11 protein-coding genes are annotated in these 19,473 nt (G+C 40.4%); 2 read left to right on the top strand and 9 right to left on the bottom strand.

The annotated features are described in order from the left end of the window. From QZZ43_RS08220 to QZZ43_RS08205, 4 genes are all read right to left on the bottom strand, one after another. Nucleotides 1-941: aldo/keto reductase (locus QZZ43_RS08220; protein WP_291857822.1), on the bottom strand; the 941-nt coding region annotated here is incomplete at its 3' end. A gap of 560 nt (nucleotides 942-1,501) precedes the next feature. Continuing rightward, nucleotides 1,502-2,578 (bottom strand): glycosyltransferase family protein, encoded by a 1,077-nt coding sequence (locus QZZ43_RS08215; protein WP_291857820.1) that lies wholly within the window; start codon nucleotides 2,576-2,578, stop codon nucleotides 1,502-1,504. A gap of 19 nt (nucleotides 2,579-2,597) precedes the next feature. Further along, the gene (locus tag QZZ43_RS08210) at nucleotides 2,598-3,452 is read right to left on the bottom strand and encodes a UDP-2,3-diacylglucosamine diphosphatase (RefSeq protein WP_291857818.1); all 855 of its coding nucleotides are present in this window, start codon (nucleotides 3,450-3,452) and stop codon (nucleotides 2,598-2,600) included. 207 nt (nucleotides 3,453-3,659) lie between these two features. After that, the gene (locus tag QZZ43_RS08205; RefSeq protein ID WP_291857816.1) at nucleotides 3,660-4,781 is read right to left on the bottom strand and encodes a 4-phosphoerythronate dehydrogenase; all 1,122 of its coding nucleotides are present in this window, start codon (nucleotides 4,779-4,781) and stop codon (nucleotides 3,660-3,662) included. Between the two features lie 317 nt (nucleotides 4,782-5,098). Here QZZ43_RS08205 and QZZ43_RS08200 point away from each other — a divergent pair, with 317 nt between their 5' ends. Further along, nucleotides 5,099-7,126 carry a transketolase gene (locus QZZ43_RS08200; RefSeq protein WP_291857815.1) on the top strand — a complete coding sequence of 676 codons (2,028 nt, stop codon included), beginning with the start codon at nucleotides 5,099-5,101 and terminating at the stop codon, nucleotides 7,124-7,126. Nucleotides 7,127-7,261: 135 nt separating this feature from the next. After that, on the top strand, nucleotides 7,262-7,792 hold the full coding sequence (gene rimM / locus QZZ43_RS08195; protein WP_291857814.1) for a ribosome maturation factor RimM: 531 nt from the start codon (nucleotides 7,262-7,264) through the stop codon (nucleotides 7,790-7,792). 13 nt (nucleotides 7,793-7,805) lie between these two features. On the opposite strand, the gene QZZ43_RS08190 is transcribed toward rimM, so the two are convergent. The 5 genes from QZZ43_RS08190 to QZZ43_RS08170 all read right to left on the bottom strand — a co-directional run bounded on the left by QZZ43_RS08190 (nucleotide 7,806) and on the right by QZZ43_RS08170 (nucleotide 19,471). After that, on the bottom strand, nucleotides 7,806-10,211 hold the full coding sequence (locus QZZ43_RS08190; RefSeq protein WP_291857813.1) for a glycoside hydrolase family 95 protein: 2,406 nt from the start codon (nucleotides 10,209-10,211) through the stop codon (nucleotides 7,806-7,808). Between the two features lie 126 nt (nucleotides 10,212-10,337). Continuing rightward, on the bottom strand, nucleotides 10,338-11,750 hold the full coding sequence (locus QZZ43_RS08185) for a glycosyl hydrolase family 28 protein (RefSeq protein ID WP_291857811.1): 1,413 nt from the start codon (nucleotides 11,748-11,750) through the stop codon (nucleotides 10,338-10,340). A 38-nt stretch (nucleotides 11,751-11,788) separates the two neighbouring features. Next, nucleotides 11,789-15,823: a hybrid sensor histidine kinase/response regulator transcription factor gene (locus QZZ43_RS08180; RefSeq protein WP_291857810.1), complete on the bottom strand. Its 4,035-nt coding sequence runs from the start codon at nucleotides 15,821-15,823 to the stop codon at nucleotides 11,789-11,791. Between the two features lie 179 nt (nucleotides 15,824-16,002). Further along, a complete protein-coding gene (locus QZZ43_RS08175; RefSeq protein WP_291857809.1) occupies nucleotides 16,003-17,238 on the bottom strand; it encodes a DUF5009 domain-containing protein in 1,236 nt (411 codons plus the stop codon). A gap of 1 nt (nucleotide 17,239) precedes the next feature. Beyond that, complete coding sequence (locus QZZ43_RS08170; RefSeq protein WP_291857808.1) at nucleotides 17,240-19,471, bottom strand: alpha-N-acetylglucosaminidase; 2,232 nt, start codon at nucleotides 19,469-19,471, stop codon at nucleotides 17,240-17,242. Nucleotides 19,472-19,473: the final 2 nt, after the last annotated feature.

The following is a 19,473-nucleotide window of genomic DNA, read 5'->3' as shown; positions in this document are numbered from 1 at the left end:
AGTTTCTCCAATTCATCAGGAGACAATTCCACATCTACCGATTTGAGGTTATCAGTAAGCTGATCTGGTTTTTTAGCCCCCACAATTACAGAGGTGACCACCGGCTGATGCAAAAGCCAGGCAAGGGCAATTTGGGCAACAGTAACCTTTTTGGATTCTGCAATCTGCTGCATTACATCAATAATATCAAAAGCCTTCTCCTTATTGACTGGGGGGAAATCGAAATTAACGCGGCGACCCTCTTTGGTTTCGGTATTTCGATTGTATTTTCCACTTAACAAACCTCCGGCTAAGGGGCTCCAAACCATCAGTCCCATTTTCTGATCCAGCATCATAGGAACAAGTTCACGCTCCAAATCACGCCCTGCAATAGTATAGTAAGCCTGAAGAGAGACAAATTTGCTTAGGTGATTTAGATTAGAAATACCCAGTGCTTTCATTATCTGCCAGGCCGCAAGATTGCTACATCCGATGTATCTCACCTTCCCACTTTGCACCAACGAATCCAAGGCTTCCAGTGTTTCCTCTATGGGGGTAAGGGCATCAAAGCCGTGAATCTGATAAAGGTCAATATAATCGGTGTTCAGCCTTTCTAAGCTCTCATGTGCCTGCTGAAGAATATGCTTCCGACTGAGGCCTGAATCGTTGGGCCCTTCACCCATAGATCCCCTTACTTTAGTGGCAAGAACCAGGTCATCCCGCTTTAGTCCAAGATCACGGATGGCTTGCCCCGTCATTTGTTCGCTCAAGCCTTCACTGTAAACATTGGCGGTATCGATAAAGTTGATCCCACTTTCAACAGACATTTTTACCAATTCATTGGTCTTTTCCTGAGGTAACGCACCGATGGCTGTCCACATCCCACGCCCGCCAAAGGTCATGGTTCCCAGGCAAAGTTCCGAGACTTTTAATCCTGTGTTTCCTAACATGTTGTACTTCATGGCTTCATGTTTTTTAGTGTTCAACGTATCTTTTTTCTTTGGGAAAGGCAGTATTTTATCTTTGTAAAAAATATCTATGTTATTGGTTTGATGAAACTCGTATGATTAAATTTAATACATATTCCTATTGGGCAAACATTGCCATGCTCGTTTCATATAGTGAAATAATACCAAATAAATCTTGCTTCAGATTCTGATATTCGAAGCACTACCAGGCCTGTAGAAAAAGCTCCCACTCAAAAAGAGGGGCTAAAAAGACCAAGCCGGGGTTCCTCCTGAAGATATGATAAAAAAAGCCCTTGTGCCCTGAATGGATTAACCGACACATGCACATATTGTTCATTCCCAACCCAATAATCAAACAAAAGAATCGACAGAGATAATTAAAGTAAATCGAATGGATTTTTGTTAAAAGAAACCAAACCTGTCCTATCCTGAATCAAAGACTTCAAAAAGTCAACGACAGAACCTGAACATGACTTTCTCCTTTCGGGAAGCAAAATAGGGCCCCCTCACATCAATACAATCTCTGCTTTGATGTAAAACAATCCGTGCATTATTCAGCGGACGTTCCCAACAGTTACATGTGCCATTTTCCGATGAAATGACAGGAAAGGAAACAATGGTCGAAAAGAAGTCTCTAATTCCCGCGCCTCAGCCATTTCCATTACCCGCTCCACTACCTCAGGAACATTGTCCGGATAGTTTACACTAAATACTTGCGCCTCCCGGGTCCATTGACGAATTTTCGAAACGCTGGCCGCAGACATTTTTTGAAGCACAGGAATTCCCATGCTTCTCAGCATTTCGGCATTACAAGCTTGTTCGTATTGATGTTTCATGGGAATTACACACAATTTCTTGCCCAGAAACAATGCCTCGGATGGAGTTTCGAACCCTGCATTGCAGAGTACACCAGCACTTCCGGCAAGGCTTCGTATAAACCCCTCGTTTTGCACCGGACGCACCGAGATATTATTAAACGAATAAGAAACGGATATGTGTTTCGAGAACACCTCCCATTTAACATCTCTTATTTCAGCAAGAACGCTGATAATATGAATATCGGCCCAGGCAGGAAGATAAACTGTATAGTGGCCCTGATTTCCGGGAACAAGTTCTCTTACAGACTTACGAATTACCGGTGTGGAGATATGCTCGTTTAATGCTTTAAAATGAAAACCGGTGTTTTGAGTAGCGGGTGCATAATACTTTAGAATGACTTTTCCCCACCAATTGCACACCGATGGTCGGGGTGCTTCAACATCCACCACGGCTGACTGGTGACTCATGCCAAAGCAATCCTTACCTCGCAACCTGCACGCCCAGGCTGATACAGGTTCAAAGTCTGAAACCACTAAATCGTATTCGTGAACAGGCAAGTCCACCACCTCTCTGAAGAATTTTCCTACAGAATTTCTGCGCCAGGTTTTTCCCAAATCAATCCCTCCTTTCTTTCCGAAAAAAAACCCCAGTCCCTGAACCCGGTACTTTACATCAAAAGGGAGTTCAAGCTCACAATGTTTCCCGCTTAACAGCACATCCACTTCGCCGTATTTTTTAAACTCAGGAACCAGGTCGGTAGCCCGGGCAACATGACCGTTTCCGGTTCCCTGTATGGCATACAAAATCTTCATAACAAATAATTAAAAAAAATCAACTACCCATTACCTCATTAAATGCACTAATAAATACCGCTTTTGATGGCCGTGCAAAGGTTTCTTCAGCTACAACGTCGCTGACTTCTGCCCAATGAGGTTCCCAATATTTCAGGTTCCACCCTCCGTTCTCATATTCCAGGGCCGTCATGTTCTCCACCCAGTCGCCTGAATTCAAATAACGAATTTGACCTTTTCCAGTATCAATCAGCTTATCCGCCGGGGTATGAATATGTCCGCAAATAACATAATTGTAACCCTTCTCCACGCCCAGCCCCGCAACGGTTCGCTCAAACCTGGAAACGGCGTTACCACTCCCCTTTACTCGTTCTTTGATTGATTTAGAAATAGAAAGACGCCTTTTGCCGAAAAAAGCCATCAGGCCATTTACCAGCTTATTCATGATGGTAAGAATACCATATCCTTTGGCTCCCAGGCGTGCCAACCATTTGGAATGATGCATAAAAACATCGAAGACATCACCGTGAAAAATCCACGTCTTCTTACCGTCCAAGTTCAGGACCACCTTATTTACAAAAGAAAAATTGCCCAGTTTGATTCCGGAAAAGCGACGCATTACCTCATCGTGATTCCCGGCAACGTAAATTACCCTGGTCCCCCCTTCCATCATCTTGATAATCTGACGAACCACTTTTAAATGGGAAGCAGGAAAATAAGAACGGGAGAATTGCCATCCGTCCACAATATCACCATTGAGCACTAACGTTTCCGGATCAATTCCCCTCAGATAATCAAGAACCTGAGGTGCTTTACAACCATAGGTTCCCAAATGAAGGTCGGAGATTACGGCTACCCTTATTTTGCGTCTTAGAATGTGTTTTGTTGTTTGCATCAGCATTGGATTAAAATATCTGATGCAAGATTAGTAATGCTGTAAGAACTAAATGTAACCGTTGGGAAAACAAATTGTTAAGAAAAATCCAATTTGGGGATAAAATGAATGTTGGTCGTCAGTTTTTAGTCAGTGAGCGTGTTGGGGGTTAGGGATAAGGTATCAGAAAACTACTTTAAGTTCGCATATCTTTGTGGCGTGAAGTTTTCAAACTACCTGAAAACCCAATAACTCAAATGATTTTTTTAGCTCATCATTTCCTTCAGGCACCCGGATAGTCCAGGCCGGAAATTCCCGGCGAATCGGATAATGGCCTCTGATGGCTTCAAAATTTCCCGGATCTTCAGCCAGTCTTTTTGCATCTACTCGGACATCATAAGTGGAAAAAACGGCTTTGGCAAGTTTTAAGTTCAAACGTTCATCCACATCACTGACAGATAAAGACATATTATCCAGCAGGGGAAGTTCCGAGGGTTTCCAATTGTCCAGGCCAAATCCAAACCGGCGGCTCATGAATTGCACAGCAGCCGAAGTTCCATTGGCTTTCCCGTCAACAGAATATCCGGCGATATGAGGTGTCCCAAGCATCAAACGATCCAGCATATCACGTGAGATATCAGGTTCATTCTCCCAAACATCCAGGATGGCTCTGTCGATTAATCCCGAGCTGATGCCTTTCATCAGGACTCTCTGTTCAACCACTTCCCCCCGGGAGGTATTTATCAACACACTTCCCCGTTTCATCATCAACAGAGTCGTATCATTCAACAGATATTGGGTAGGATATTCCCCTTCACAAGTAAGTGGCACATGAAAAGTAACCACATCCGACAATTGCAGCAAAACATTGAGATCAACATTGGGAAAATCAGTCTCGTCCGCAGCACGTGGAGGATCATTTAGCAAAACCTTCATACCAAAAGCTTCGCCAACTTTGGCCACCTTGCTACCAACATTTCCAACTCCCACAACTCCTAAAGTTTTTCCTCTCAAAGGATAGTAATTCTCTTCCAAACTGGCAAAAACGGATGCAATGTATTGCTTTACTGAGCCTGAGTTGCATCCGGGTGCATTGGCCCAGGCAATGTTGTTTTCTTCCAGCCAAGGGATGTCCATGTGATCGGTTCCAATGGTTGAGGACACTACCGCTTTTACGGAACTTCCTTTCAGCAGAGAACTATCAACCTTTGTTCGGGTACGGATGATGAGTCCGTCTGCATTTTTTACGTCTTCCGGGCCAATGTCAATTCCCGGAATATAAACAACCCGGGCGTGAGGCTCTAGTACACCTTTCAAAAAAGGGATTTTATCGTCGGCAACTATCAACATGGTTTTTTAAACTTTGATTTCTGAATACCAAAGTAACAATAAATAGCCAAAACTATGGCTATTTGCATGTAGAGAATTTCATAGCCAATCAGAAACCGGAGATTTGCAATAACACACAAAAAAATACAAATCTTTTAAAGGTATTTTTTACCCTTATTCCCCCGATACTAAAAAAATTACTTACTTTTGTCATTGAAAAATAATGATTAAGTGTTTTTTAACTCAAAAAAATAAGTTGTTTTTATATATTTGCAGTCCAAAGACATAAAGAACAGACCAGAACAGTCAAAGTCATAAAACTAAAAATCAAAAATATTATGAGCACAGACATCGCAAAAAGATCAGCAGACAACATACGCGTGCTTTCGGCAGCTATGGTCGAGAAAGCCAAATCAGGACACCCGGGGGGAGCCATGGGAGGTGCAGACTTCATACACATTCTCTTCTCAGAATTTATGGAATTTGACCCCACCGACCGAGGATGGGCTATGCGCGACCGTTTCTTTCTGGATCCGGGACACATGTCGCCCATGCTTTATTCTCAGCTGGCACTGACAGGTGCTTACACAATGGAAGAACTTGCTAACTTCCGTCAGTGGGGAAGTCCTACTCCCGGCCACCCGGAAGTAGATTTTGAGCGTGGCGTGGAAAACACTTCAGGTCCTCTGGGACAAGGTCATACCATGGCCGTTGGTGCAGCTATCTCCGAGCGTTTTCTGGCACAAAAATTTGGTCTCTGGAGTGCCCATAATATTTATACTTTTATTTCAGACGGAGGTGTTCAGGAAGAGATCTCTCAGGGAGCAGGTCGTCTGGCCGGATACCTGGGACTTGGCAACCTGGTCATGTTCTACGATTCCAACGACATTCAATTGTCGACCGAAACCAATGCTGTATCAATTGAAGATACCGCAATGAAATACGAAGCATGGGGGTGGAAAGTTAAAACCATTGATGGACACGATCACGCACAAATTCGTGAAGCCCTCGAAGAATCTAAAAAAATTACAGATCAGCCCTATCTCATTATTGGAAAAACCATCATGGGAAAAGGTGCTTTAACTGAAGATGGAAATTCCTTTGAGCGTAAAGTATCCACCCACGGACAGCCTTTGGGTGCCGCCGGTGCTTCTTTCCGCAAAACCATTGAGAATTTGGGTGGTGATTCAGATCAACCTTTTGCAATCTTTCCTGACGTAGCCGAGTACTACAAAAAATGTATGGAGGAAAAAGCAGTACATGCCAGCCGCAAAAAAGCTGAGCAGGAAACCTGGGAAAAAGCCAATCCTGAACTGGCTGCTCAACTCCACAAGTTCTTCTCCAAAGAAGCTCCTGAAATTGACTATGCTTCTATCGAACAAAAAGCTGACAATGCATCCCGCGGTTCATCAGGAACTGTTTTGGCTCATTTTGCCGACAAGGTTGAAAACATGATAGTCATGTCAGCCGACCTCAGCAACTCGGACAAGACCGACGGATTCCTGAAGAAAACCCACCCAATGGTCAAAGGCGACTATTCCGGGCAATTTGTTCACACAGGAGTATCGGAGCTTACTATGGGAGCGCTTGCCAACGGCATGGCCCTCCACGGAGGTGTAATCCCGGTTTGTGGAACCTTCTTTGTATTTTCTGGTTACATGAAGCCTGCCGCTCGTTTGGCCGCACTCATGCAATTACCTGTCAAGTACGTCTGGACCCACGATGCTTTCCGCGTAGGAGAAGACGGCCCTACTCATCAACCGGTTGAGCAGGAAGCACAAATCAGACTACTGGAAAAACTGAAAAACCACCATGGAGATAACAGTATGTTGGTAATGCGTCCTGCTGATGCCAACGAAAGCACTGTCGCATGGCAAATGGCTATGGAAAATACAAAAACTCCATCTGCTTTGATACTGTCGCGTCAGAACATCCCCAACTTACCCGGAAGTTCTTACGAAACCGCTCTCAAAGCCAAAAAAGGTGCTTACATCGTTCAGAAGGACGAAGGAAAACTCGACCTTGTAATGGTTGGTAATGGCTCTGAAGTATCTACTATGGTTGAAGGTGCTGAATTGCTCCGCAAAGATAAAGGCCTTAAAATACAGATAGTTTCAGCTATTTCTGAAGGGCTGTTCCGCAATCAGTCGGCCGAATATCAGGAAGAAGTACTTCCCGCGGATGTGCCTCGCTACGGTCTGACTGCCGGCTTACCAGTGACCATTGAAGGCCTGACCGGAGCCAACGGAATTGCTAACGGGCTGGACCATTTCGGATATTCTGCTCCATACAATGTCCTGGACGAGGAATTTGGATTCACCGGGAAAGCGGTTTACGATGCGGTTTGCAAGTTTCTGAAACTGTAATTTTTCTGATCCATGAGTTTGGCTCTTAAGAAACCTTTTTGACCGGACTCATCCAATTAATACAAAATCCTTCTCAATTTACTTTGGGGAGGATTTTTTTATTTATCATCTCTGTTAAAATTGTAAATTTACCCCATGCTAAAAAAATCAGAATTCATAAATATTGGCACCTTATCCAAACCACACGGTGTTTCCGGAGAAATTGCCATCAGATTGCTATCTGAAATAGCCGAACAGGATCTTAATCCGTCATTTATATTTCTGGATATCGATAACGGACTGGTTCCTTTCCGGGTAGGTGGATTTCGCTACAAATCAGATAATGTCCTGTTGGTAAAACTTCCGTTGCTGGAGTCGGAAGAGGAGATCCGTAATCTCATGGACACTGCTGTCTATCTGAAGGAAGACGAAATTATCGATTCGGAGAAGGAAGTGAACAACATAACGGCTTTTAACGGGTTCAGGATAAGTGATATCAACGAAGGAGAATTAGGGATAGTAGAGAGCATTCAGGACATTTCAGGGAATCCGCTCTTTATCATCCATGGAGAAAAAGGAGAATTACTGATTCCGGTGGCTGAAGAGTTCATTGTAAATATTGATGAAGAGGCAAAAACCATAGAAGTAGAGCTGCCTGAGGGATTAGTGAACCTAAATGAGGGATAAATCTTTATACTCATTACCACGCAACCTCAACTTGCTGGCCAGCTTCAAGCATAATATCCTTCTGCAGGCTTCCATAAACCAAAGTTGTTTTACCGCTAACCTTTGCCTTAACAATAGTTCTAGTCAACTTCATCTCTTTCCATTCGAGCAAAATTTCAAGTCCCCCTCTGGCACAAATTCCATTAATACTACCTGTGACCCAGGAATCGGGTAAAGCCGGTAATAATATAATTTTATCTTCACCCGACTGCATCAGCATTTCGATTACTGCCGCAGCCCCTCCAAAATTCCCATCAATTTGAAAGGGTGGATGGGCATCTAAAAGGTTTGGATATGTTCCACCATGATGATCTTCTTGAGTAACATGCAAAGCATCCGGCTTGACATATTGCAATAGTTCACGGTACATTTTATAGGCACGATTTCCATCTCCTAACCGGGCCCAAAGATTAATACGCCATCCTTTAGACCATCCGGTTGTTTCATCGCCTTTTATTTCCAGGGTTGTTTTACAGGCATTGGCCAATTCAGGTGTTTCCATAGGAGAAATATGATGCCCCGGAAATAACCCAAATAAGTGAGACTGATGTCGGTGTTGAGGATCTTCATCTTCCCAGTCGAAATACCACTCTTGCAGATTGCCTTTCGCTCCGACCTTATAGGGGAGGATATTTGCAAGAACATCATTCGCCCGCTGTTGTAAATCTCCATTAATATTTAGCACCTTTGATGCCTTCAGGAAACTGGTTAGAAGTTCACGAATCATTGCCAAATCAGCGCTTCCTCCATAGAACGTAGATCCATGATATCCTGTAGAAGTAATGTATTTATTTTCAGGAGAAGTACATGGAGAGGTAATCCAATATCCATCTTTATTCTTAATCATCCACTCCAACGAAAAAGTAACAGCTCCTTTTAATAACTCATAGGCAAAATCATTAAGATAAGTACTATCCTGAGAAAATGTATAGTGCTCCCACAAATGAGTCGCCAGCCAGACTCCACCCATATTCCAGTTGGCCCAATTGGGATCGCCACCGCCAAAATCACCCACCGGATTACTCAAAGCCCAGATATCAGAATTCTGACAGACCGTCCATCCATTTACACCATAATAGGTTTTGGCAATGACTTTTCCGGTTTTTGATACATTCCTGATAAAACCCAACAATGGTTGGTGCAACTCCGACAAATTAGCAATTTCCGCAAGCCAGTAATTCTCCTCAACATTAATATTCACAGTATAATTACTACTCCATGGTGGCTGAATATATGGGTTCCAAATACCCTGCAGATTTGCAGGTACATCTTTGGTTCGTGATGATGAGATCAACAAATACCGTCCATATTGAAAATACAACATCTCTAACCCTTTATCCTCATTGCCCTTATCATATTGAAGTAATCTATCATCAGTTGGTAATTCATTGTGGTCAGGCCCTTCAAGATTCAGGCTCACTCTATTAAAAAAGGACTTATAATCTGTGAGGTGGCTTTGTTTTAACGATGAATATGGCTTTTCAATGCCGTTTTGTAATTGTGTGAAGGCAATTGACTGGTTATCCACACCTTCTTTTGCCGGATCTTTATCAAACCCATTAAAACTGGTTGCTATGGAAATATAAATTATTGCTTCACTACAATTACTTAATACGAGTGTGCTATCGGTAGAAGAGACTTTACCATCTTTATGACTAATTTTAAATAAGGATGTAAAACGCGTTCCTCTCTCCTGATCAAACAAAACGGCATTGGGCATATCGCCCCTATAGCTTGGTTCAGCATGATAGGGAGCATACCCATTCACCGTTAGCACTTCATCGGAGACTGTTGCTTTAAACTTTAACAGACTCTCAAAACGAATAGTGCAATTCAACGACCTTTTTTTACTGCTGGTTAGTTTGATTGCCATTATTTTATCAGGGTGCGACACAAAATACTCGCGTTGATATTTTACTCCATTTACATCGTAACTGACCTTTGAAACTGCGTTCCTTATATCTAACTCTCTCTTATAATCGGAAAATGCTTCCTGATTATCAAAATCAATATACATTGTGCCTAAGGGGGCAAACGACTGCGAATATGCCCCCTGCAAATAGCGATTTAGAGAATCGGCTAAGGCATAGTTCTCCTCTCGTAATGCTTCCCTAACCTTATCAACGTATTTATAAGCTTCGGGATTATTATTGGGATTGAAAGGTTCTCCTGACCAAAGCGTTGCATCGTTCAAATAGATCTTCTCCAATTGAACACCTCCAAACACAGTGGCCCCCATCTTACCATTTCCCAGAACGATAGCCTCTTCGAAATGATTGGCAGGCTCATCATACCATAACGAAAGACTGGATTGCGCTTTAATACAAAAGCCACTAAATAAAAACGTGAGAAGAAGTATTAATGAGGTTTTTTTCATCATGACTAATTATTTTTACTTAGACAGATTCATTTTTAATAAAGTCCTCTGTCCCTTGTGCCATTATTGCACATTATGAAGATATAGGAATTTGATCTTCAATCCAACAAACCAATCGACCAAAACAGCTTACCGGATTTTGGTTCCCGGGATGGATGTGTTTGTTCGATGAATCAAATCTCCCATATTTAATGGAGGATTGGCTCCAAGGCGAATATCACAATCCCGAACCTGAACATCATTGGCGTTATCAATGAAAAAAGCCGAAGTTTTTGCTTTAACCAGGCCTTCACCTTCGCAGGGTCTGCGATCGTAGATTCCACCTTCATAATCGGTAACTCTGTTTAACACCACCGAAACACCATCAAACAGAATATGATTGATTTTGTCCTTTGATTCAGCACTTACGTAAATACCATTTTCTGAGCGACATTGAATATTTTGAAATGTTATATCATTCACCTGCCCCACAAAACCTTCTGTTGCTCCTTCAGGAAATCTCCAGCTGGCATCCTTATGGTCAATATTTGCTCTACGATAAGCAGTTACATATATAGGTTCTGATTTCCCCCACCATACATCACTAAAAAACCTGCTTTCAACAATAATATTTGAAAACAGTACGTTTTGCACCACACCCTCATCTCGGTTTTGAATACCAATACCTCTGTTACTGGCAAGAATAGTACAATTGTTTACAGTTACATTTTGAATAGTATCCATATTTTCCGATCCAATTTTAAAAGCGCACGAACGGGAACTCATCAGACAATTGGTAACTACAATATTTTCACAATTCCCATATTCTTTGAATTCTCTTCTGTTTTTCAAACAAATACTATCATCGCCACTTTTGATATTACAATTACTAATACGGATGTTCTTACTATGATCTAAATCTATCCCGTCACTATTCCTGATTTTCAAACTGTTATCGATGGTAATTCCGTTGATTACTCCATCATCACACCCAATCAGGTGGACAGTCCAATATGCAGAATGTCTGAAAGTCACATTCTCAATTCGTAAGTTATGGACATTTACAAGGGTCAACACATGTGGACGGGGATCTTTAACCTCAAAAGGTAAAAGCTCATAAGAGTCTTCCAACTCTTCTCCCATGAATTTAATGCCATTACCATCAATAACACCAAGGCCTGTAATAGCAACATCATGAAGGTTCTCGCCACCAATCCAGATTGTTCCTTCGCCAGGATTTTCACGAAAAGCACTTTTTGTATATTCCGAAGTATCAGGATTGGCAAGTAATACTGCACCGGCTTCGACATGCAATTCCATTTCAGAAGCTAAGTCAAAAGGCCCGGATAGAAACACCCCATCTCCGGGAATTACCACTTTACCCCCACCCGATTGAACACAGGCATCAATCGCTTTTTTAATGGCTAAGGCATTATCGGTTACGCCATCAGCCATAGCGCCATAGTCAACGATATTAAATAGTATTTCGTTATTTGTTGCAACCTGACAACTCATCAACAATATCAGTGAGAATGAAATTAAAACAGACTTAAGATTCTTCATATAGCTTAATTGCTTTTATATAATTACTATCAATCATTTCACAACAAATCACTTGGAGGGAATCCGAATTGTTTCTTAAAACACCTGCTGAAATAATATGGATCGTTAAAGCCTACCATGTCGGACACTTCCGAAACATTATTACCTTTGGATCTTAGTAGCTGAACCGCTTTCTTCAATCGGATGGTCCTAATAAATTCATTTGGTGATAAATCAGTCAACTCTTTAACTTTCCGGTATAGAGTTGAGGAGCTAATCCCCAGCGTAGAACACAAAAAATTACCAGTCAGGTTAGTTTCCCTTAAATTATTCTCAAGAATCGCAGTTATTTTTTTTAAGAATTCCTCATCTACCGGAGAGTGGGTTAACAGCTCAACAGAACTTTCAACATCCCCCGAAAAAGTTTTCTTAAGGTCAGATCGTACCTTTACAATATTATCGACCCGGGTTTTTAAAAGTAATGGGTCAAACGGCTTAGTTAAATATCCATCAGCCCCTAACTTATAGCCATTTATTTGATTTTCACTATCGGCAAGTGCAGTTAATAAGATAACCGGAATATGACTAATCCGCTCATCATTTTTTAGCGTTTTACAAAATTCAAAGCCATCCATGACAGGCATCATAACATCGGCAATACAAATTATTGGTTTTACTTGCCGACAGATCTTCAGCCCTTCTTCTCCGTTTTCGGCTTTATAAACTTTGTAATTCTCCAACAGACAATCAGCAATATAATCCCTCAACTCCTGATTATCTTCTATTATTAAGACTTTCATTTTAAGTTCGGTAGAGCTGCTCTTTTTCTTAACCTTTTGATTTAAAGGCAACATTGATTCGACAGGTTTCTTTTCATAATCAAAAATCTCATCCTCCTCATAAAACTCCATCTCAACGGGAATTTCAAGTGTAAACACACTCCCTTTTTCAGGAGTGCTGCTTAATTGAATGTCAGATTTATGAACTTTAATCAATGATTTGACCAGGGATAAACCAATTCCACTTCCGGTATGATTATCTTTCATGCTTTCAACCTGATAAAACCTTGTGAAAATTTTTTTATGGCTCTCCTCCGGAATCCCAATCCCATCATCACTAACCTCAACGATTAGTTTTCTTAATCCTTTTTCAGTTTTTATGATTCCGAGAAACAGATCAACGCTCCCAAATTTATGGGTAAACTTTAGCGCATTTGACAGTAAATTGCTTAATATTTTGTCATATTTATCTGTGTCAATCCAACCTGATATCTCATCACATTCACAGATGAACTGATAGTTAACTGCCTTTTCTTTGGCCAAACCATCAAATGAATGAAAAATATTTTGTGTATATGCAAGGATATCTGTTTTTGACACTTTAAGCTTTAACTCACCATCCTGAGCTTTTCTGAAATCCAGAAGTTGATTTACCAGATTAAACAATCGGTTGGAATTTTGAAGAATAAGCTGCATACGACTTTTCTGATAATCGGTGATTAAACCTTCTTCGGCCAACTGTTTTGCCGGACCAATGATTAAAGAAATCGGCGTTCGAAGCTCATGCGAAATATTGGTAAAAAAGCGTAATTTTTCCTGATTCAGTTTCTCTTCTCTTTCACGGTGAACTTTCTCCATCAACAACTCATGCTTCAACATCCAGCTTTTCCTCAATTGCCGATAAACAAGATAGATCACCCCGATTAGAAAAATAAAAGTCAGAATGATGGCTTTAGATGTTAACCAAAAAGGAGGATTAATTATTATTTCATAAGTGGAAAGATCGCTCCAATATCCACTGCTATTCGCAGACCTTATCTTAAAAGTATAATCTTTGGGATATAGATTGGTATATTGAACATTCGTTGAATTATCATCCACTGTAATCCACTCTTGGTCGAATCCCTCAAGCATATACTCATACTTATTCAATCGTGTATTTGCATACGAAGGTGATGAAAAGGATAATGAAAAATTTCTGTTCACATATTCCAGTTCCATTCGACGTGAATAATTAATATTTTCATCCAAAACGACCTGCCCTTTAATCAGGTCGCCTGGCAATACCGTCTTATTCTGAACCTTCACTTCGCTAATAAATGGAGGATCAGACCTCAAATTATCCTTAAGATCGTTAATTGTAAAATGAATGATTTCATCTTTCCCGGTAATATAAACGACCGAATCCTCATATAATAAAAACCCTTTATTACTAAAGATATCCAGTCGATTACCACTACCAACATCATAAGTATTCAGGCTGTTCTTCTGTGGATTAAAGCGCCCGACCTGTCCATTGTTAAAGTTTAACCACAAAATGCCATCTTTATCTTTTACAATATCGGTAATCCAGTTTTCACGCAATTCCCTGGGGCTTTCAACATGCATAAAGTCATCAATAGCTGCCTGGTAAAAATTTAACCCCATCCGGGTTGATACCCAGACAGTCCCAGAGTCATCTATGCAAACCGCCTTTGCACTATTGTTGGTTAGCCCTTCAATTTCGCCATCTTTTGATAAATAGATTTTTGTCTGATGATTTTCCGGATTAAAAGTAATCACTCCGTTTTCGGTAGCGAGCCATATTACACCGTCTTTTGAGGCTGTAACCTGATTTATTTCAATGTTAGGAAACTTTTTTAGAAGGGTAGAATCAACGTTAAAATTTTTTGGATCTAGAATTACAGCACCGCTCCCATGAGAGCCGATTATTAAATTACCGCTGGCCAATTTTTTAAACGCAAAAACAGGTACGGGTTTAAACCCAACATCCAATAACTTCGAAGTATTGGTTACATAATTGACCACTAATATATTACCAGACCACAAGCCACAATAAAAAATTTTGCCATCGGGTGTGTAAATACCAGACACATCATTATTAGCGACCTTAATTTCTTTAAACTGATTATTATCTTTTATAAACAATCCGCTATTGTGAGTGGCCACTATTAATTTGCCGTCATAAGTTTTGGCATAATCTGATATTCGGGGAATTTTACCCTCTACGACTAAGGAAAACGAATTAATGGTTTTAAACTGATTTCTAAAGGGATCATACTTATCCAATCCATTATCGGTACCAATCCAAAGTAATCCTGAGTTATCAAAAAAGAGCGCAGAAACAGAATTATCAACCAACGATGTTTTTTCTGACTGTTTCGAATAATACCATTGAAAATTCCCTTTCGCGATACCTTCCAACCGATTACAAACAACAATCCCCCCAAGGGTTCCTAACCAGTATTTCCCATCCGGAGCCAGCGTAATACAAGTAAAATACGGTCCTATGGTTTCTCTGAATATTGAGTCATGAATAGGCTGCAACTCAAAAACATCATCTTGCTTATTCCATTTAAACAGGCCTTCTCGGGTTCCTACAAACAAATCAGATTTATCATCCTGAAAAATAAAATAGACATAAGGATTATCAACTTTTAACCCGGGAACAGACAAGGTATATGATTGAATAGCTAAAATCTTGCCATTCTCATCCAGAGTTATCTTTGAAATTCCGCCAGTTTCAAAACTTCCAATCCATATATGACCATTTATATCTTCAAATATTGTTTTGATATAAAGAGAGCCATCAAGAGGCACCTTAAAAAACTCATTGTTTATTTCATCATAAATACACAAACCTCTGTCTTTAGTACCAATCCATATCCTTTTATATTTATCAATATAAATTGACCTGATTTCAGAATCCGGAATTGATTTGGGATTATCTTTTTCGTGAAGGAATGTAGTAAACTGATGATTTCTTAAATTAAATTTTGTGAGTCCTCCTCTTGTTCCAATCCACATAACATCCGAATCCTCATCAAGCACTAATGCTGTAATGTCATCATCCTGAATTCCATTTTTCAATTTTGAGTTGCTCAAATAAGCGGTAAACCGCTGTCCATCGAAGCAATTCAGGCCTTTAAAAGTTCCTAACCAGAGTAGTCCAAATTTATCCTGCACAATATGGCGAACAGAATTATGCGACAGACCATTATCCCTACTATAATGCTCCAGCTTAATATCTTCGGCATAAAGACTTGTAGAAAACACCAGTGAGAATATAAATAAGACGCTAACGGTTACCTTCATAGGTTTTTATTTGATTGGATATCCAATCTTAAAAATAGGGAATAAATATCATATCATTAACTAATGTATCTTCATAAAGTCCAGAGTTTGTTCTTTAAAGTTCAAGGATTGCAATTGGCACTCCTTGACCAGACACATGACCAAAAACAAACTTTGCTTAGTTTATGGATAGACTCTAACTAGATCTTAATATATATATGCTTTTTATGCAACACATATCCCAACAACCAACAAATCAACATGTATGCAATTGCAGTCAATAAAGACCCAAATGCACCAGGTGCTATATTCTGAAATATTGATTCACTGACCCATTCAAATGCATTTAAATCATTTCCGACCGAAATCAGACAAAGGGTTACAAAAAACAACTCTGAAAACAAATAAATTAACAGAGGATTCTTTCCAAACACATCAAAGAATGAAACAAATCCTGAGGATATTCGCTCAACCAGGGAGGATATTATCGGAGAGTTCCACCGAATACCCATAAAGGAAACATAATTTTCATGAGATGAAACACCAGCCTTCTCTTTCTTTATCTCAACAAGATATATAAGGATGGCCATGATGGCAAAATCTATGCCTACAGTGTACAGCACAAAAGAACTGGTCCATAGCTTTTTACTAATTGGAAAGACTAAATCCCACCATAAAGCCAGTGAAGTCAATGCAAAGCCAACCATCAAAAGCTGTGCGATTCCTTCAAAAGATTTCCCCTTCTTTTGAATAAAGATCCCGGCAATATAGCCCATAACAACATTGACAATAGCAGGTAAGGTACTCAGTAAGCCCTCCGGATCAAAGGGGATGCTGTCTCTTTTATAAATATGCCCCAAACCCAGAATTGACAAATCAAACTTTGATGCAGCATTGGTAACCATCTCCAATTCGAAGCCGGGCTCTCCAAAAAGGTACAGGATACCCCAATAGGCCAAAAGAATTAGGACCGAAAGAATGATTGCGACCTTTTCGGACAGATAATAGAAAATTATTGAAGCAAAAAAATAACAAAGAGCAATCCTCTGAAGCACTCCCATTATTCTGGTTTCTGAAATTGGCTTCAGAATTAAGTCACCGGCTTCACCAATCTTAAAAAATGGAAACCAGTACATTAAATACCCCAACAAGAATATAATAATGGTTCTCTTAATAATCTTAAACCATACCTCCCTGCCCGGAGCATACTTCATCTTCACCATCGAAAAGCTCAATGAATTCCCTACAGCAAACAAAAAGGAAGGAAAAACCAAATCGGCCAAAGTAAATCCAAGCCATTGAGCATGGATTAAATATCCATATATTTCAGCTCCCGTCCCGGGTGTATTTACTAAAATCATTAAAGCTATTGTCAGTCCTCTAAACACATCCAACGAAAGAAAACGTTCCTGCTTCTTGGTAATACTTCCTTCCATATTAATAATTATAATCTATTTGAGGTTGAATATTGGTTAATGGTACAATCTTATCCCTGTATTTTTTGTACAGTTCAACAACAATTTCAAATGAGTTACCCTGAGGATTAACGGGGAATTCATTTTTTGACAAAACCCATTGCCATTCCCACTGCTTAATGTTTTTGTCGAAGGCTTTTTGATCGAAATGATCCCAGTCGGTTTTAGCCTGAGAAATAAATTGCTCCCAACGCGGTTTATAAAAATCGTTTAATAAACCACTCCATTGACGGTTACTGTATTCGTGCAACCGGTTATCAGCATTTCCCCATAATGTTATTAAATCTCTGGCATTTTGCTCATATAAATCCTTTTCTTCGACCGTAAATCCACATTCTCGGGCATGTGCCAGCCAGGGACCCAGCATAAAATCTTTTTGGGTAGCCAATAAACGATCCAAATCTTCAATGAGTACAAGCAACTCCTGACTATACTGCTCAAATTTTTCCTTGTCCTTATTTTTAAAGGCCAGGGACATCTGTTGTTGCACGGGCAAGGCATAATTGGCTAAAACCTGGCGGGAAAGATCAACAAGGTCATAAAGAAAGCCTTCGTACTGATTGCCATCATCCATTGATCCTACAAATAAATCCCAGGCTGGAAGCAGAAATTCCGGTGCATAATTTAATTTAGTACGGGCCCATCTTCTATAACCTTCAAATGTTGGTCGGGCTACAATAATTGACTCAGCCCCGTCTCTGATGACTTGACCATTATACACCGTTTGAACCAGTATTTGCCATGCCTTTTCCAGATCCGGGGTCGTTCTTCCATATCTGTTTTTTATGTACTTTTTCAACCAGGAATCAAGATCAATGGGCGTATCCCGCCAGATATTGTCGGTCATTAATTCATATAAAACAGGATTTTGCTCAATAGCTTCCATTGTTAATCCTACCCCCTTCAACTGGCCGGAATTTTCATCATGTAAGGCTTCTGCTGGATTATGGGCCACATTTTCTATTCGTCCGAACATACTGATATTACCTCCGAAATTATGAAGCATACTCCAGATCCATTGCTTGCCGTAAAAAGCCTCAGTCCTTTTCCATACCGGTTCTATTTCAGCTGCCAAATCAAGAATAATCATCCGGTCATCAGGTATGGTACTCAACAAGCCTTTAATCTGAGGGGCTTTCCAAAAATCACGGTGACTATAGAATAACCAACCCTGCATCACCCAGATGGCATCCGAATCGGCAGACTTCATGCCTTCAAATATTTTGTCACTAAGCTCTGCTAAATATTTCGGATCATCAGTGGGCGGTTCATTCTCATTAAAAGTATCGGCAGAGTACAAATGATCGGTTCCATACACCTCTGACTGAACTTCCAGAAATTTTTTGCCGATTTCGGCAAATAAAGCATCTCCGGCATCCAGGATGTATGTATCCTCAAAATCGTTCCCCCAATTGGTTCGTTTTAATTTGGCATCCGGAAAATACTTTTTAAAAGAGGCCGGCACATGACCTGTAAATGCCGGCAACACAGGTTTCATGCCTAATTCACGCTCACGTTGAAGTATTTTAAGCTGTAAATCTTTATGACTTTCTTTCCAACGCTTAGGCAAAGGTCCTCCCCAACCATCCAGATTTCCCATCCAAAACCAGGAAAAGTAAGCAGGACCACTAAAAAAAGGATCTAAATCCGAATCGGTAAAACCATAAGACCGATAGACCTGATCCCAGATATATTCCTGTCCGGTGATGGCCAGGGGCATATTAATTCCGTGCAAAGCCATCCAATCTATCTCTTTCTCCCAGCGCTCCCAGTCCCACCAACTCATACTATAATTAAAGGTACAGTAATTCAGGTAGTAACGATATTCATAAGGACTATCTTTGCGGATTCTTCCTTCCACAACAGGAAGTTTTTCAGGTAATTTAAGATTCGTTCCATTCCAGGTGATCTGGCAATGACCATATTCTCTTAAATAATAATACAGTGCCGAGGCAATGGAAACACCATTATTCCCTCTCAAAACAATTTGATTATTAACGGATTCTATTTCAAACCAATCTGAAGAATCAGAAGGTATATGTTCTACCGAAAATTGATCGGCATATTCCGGAACTATCCTTTTAATCAAATCATCAGCGAATGATTTCTCAGGATGAGGACTTGAATTAGTCGTACAGCTAACAAGGACACTGCCAAGGCCCCAAATCAGTAATAGATGAAAAATAACTCTCATGT

Origin of the sequence: Marinilabilia sp., assembly GCF_016278715.1 — a bacterium.
In the GTDB taxonomy this organism is placed as follows: domain Bacteria; phylum Bacteroidota; class Bacteroidia; order Bacteroidales; family Marinilabiliaceae; genus Marinilabilia.
Note: the sequence above shows the minus strand (reverse complement) of the source record. Positions and strands in the feature narration are given on the sequence as shown.

Bases quoted from the DNA above. Each gene is read 5' to 3' on its own strand.
- QZZ43_RS08180 (WP_291857810.1), bottom strand. From the start codon at position 15,823: ATGAAGGTAACCGTTAGCGTCTTATTTATATTCTCACTGGTGTTTTCT.
- rimM (WP_291857814.1), top strand. From the start codon at position 7,262: ATGCTAAAAAAATCAGAATTCATAAATATTGGCACCTTATCCAAACCA.
- QZZ43_RS08190 (WP_291857813.1), bottom strand. From the start codon at position 10,211: ATGATGAAAAAAACCTCATTAATACTTCTTCTCACGTTTTTATTTAGT.
- QZZ43_RS08205 (WP_291857816.1), bottom strand. From the start codon at position 4,781: ATGTTGATAGTTGCCGACGATAAAATCCCTTTTTTGAAAGGTGTACTA.
- QZZ43_RS08185 (WP_291857811.1), bottom strand. From the start codon at position 11,750: ATGAAGAATCTTAAGTCTGTTTTAATTTCATTCTCACTGATATTGTTG.
- QZZ43_RS08175 (WP_291857809.1), bottom strand. From the start codon at position 17,238: ATGGAAGGAAGTATTACCAAGAAGCAGGAACGTTTTCTTTCGTTGGAT.
- QZZ43_RS08170 (WP_291857808.1), bottom strand. From the start codon at position 19,471: ATGAGAGTTATTTTTCATCTATTACTGATTTGGGGCCTTGGCAGTGTC.
- QZZ43_RS08210 (WP_291857818.1), bottom strand. From the start codon at position 3,452: ATGCAAACAACAAAACACATTCTAAGACGCAAAATAAGGGTAGCCGTA.
- QZZ43_RS08215 (WP_291857820.1), bottom strand. From the start codon at position 2,578: ATGAAGATTTTGTATGCCATACAGGGAACCGGAAACGGTCATGTTGCC.
- QZZ43_RS08200 (WP_291857815.1), top strand. From the start codon at position 5,099: ATGAGCACAGACATCGCAAAAAGATCAGCAGACAACATACGCGTGCTT.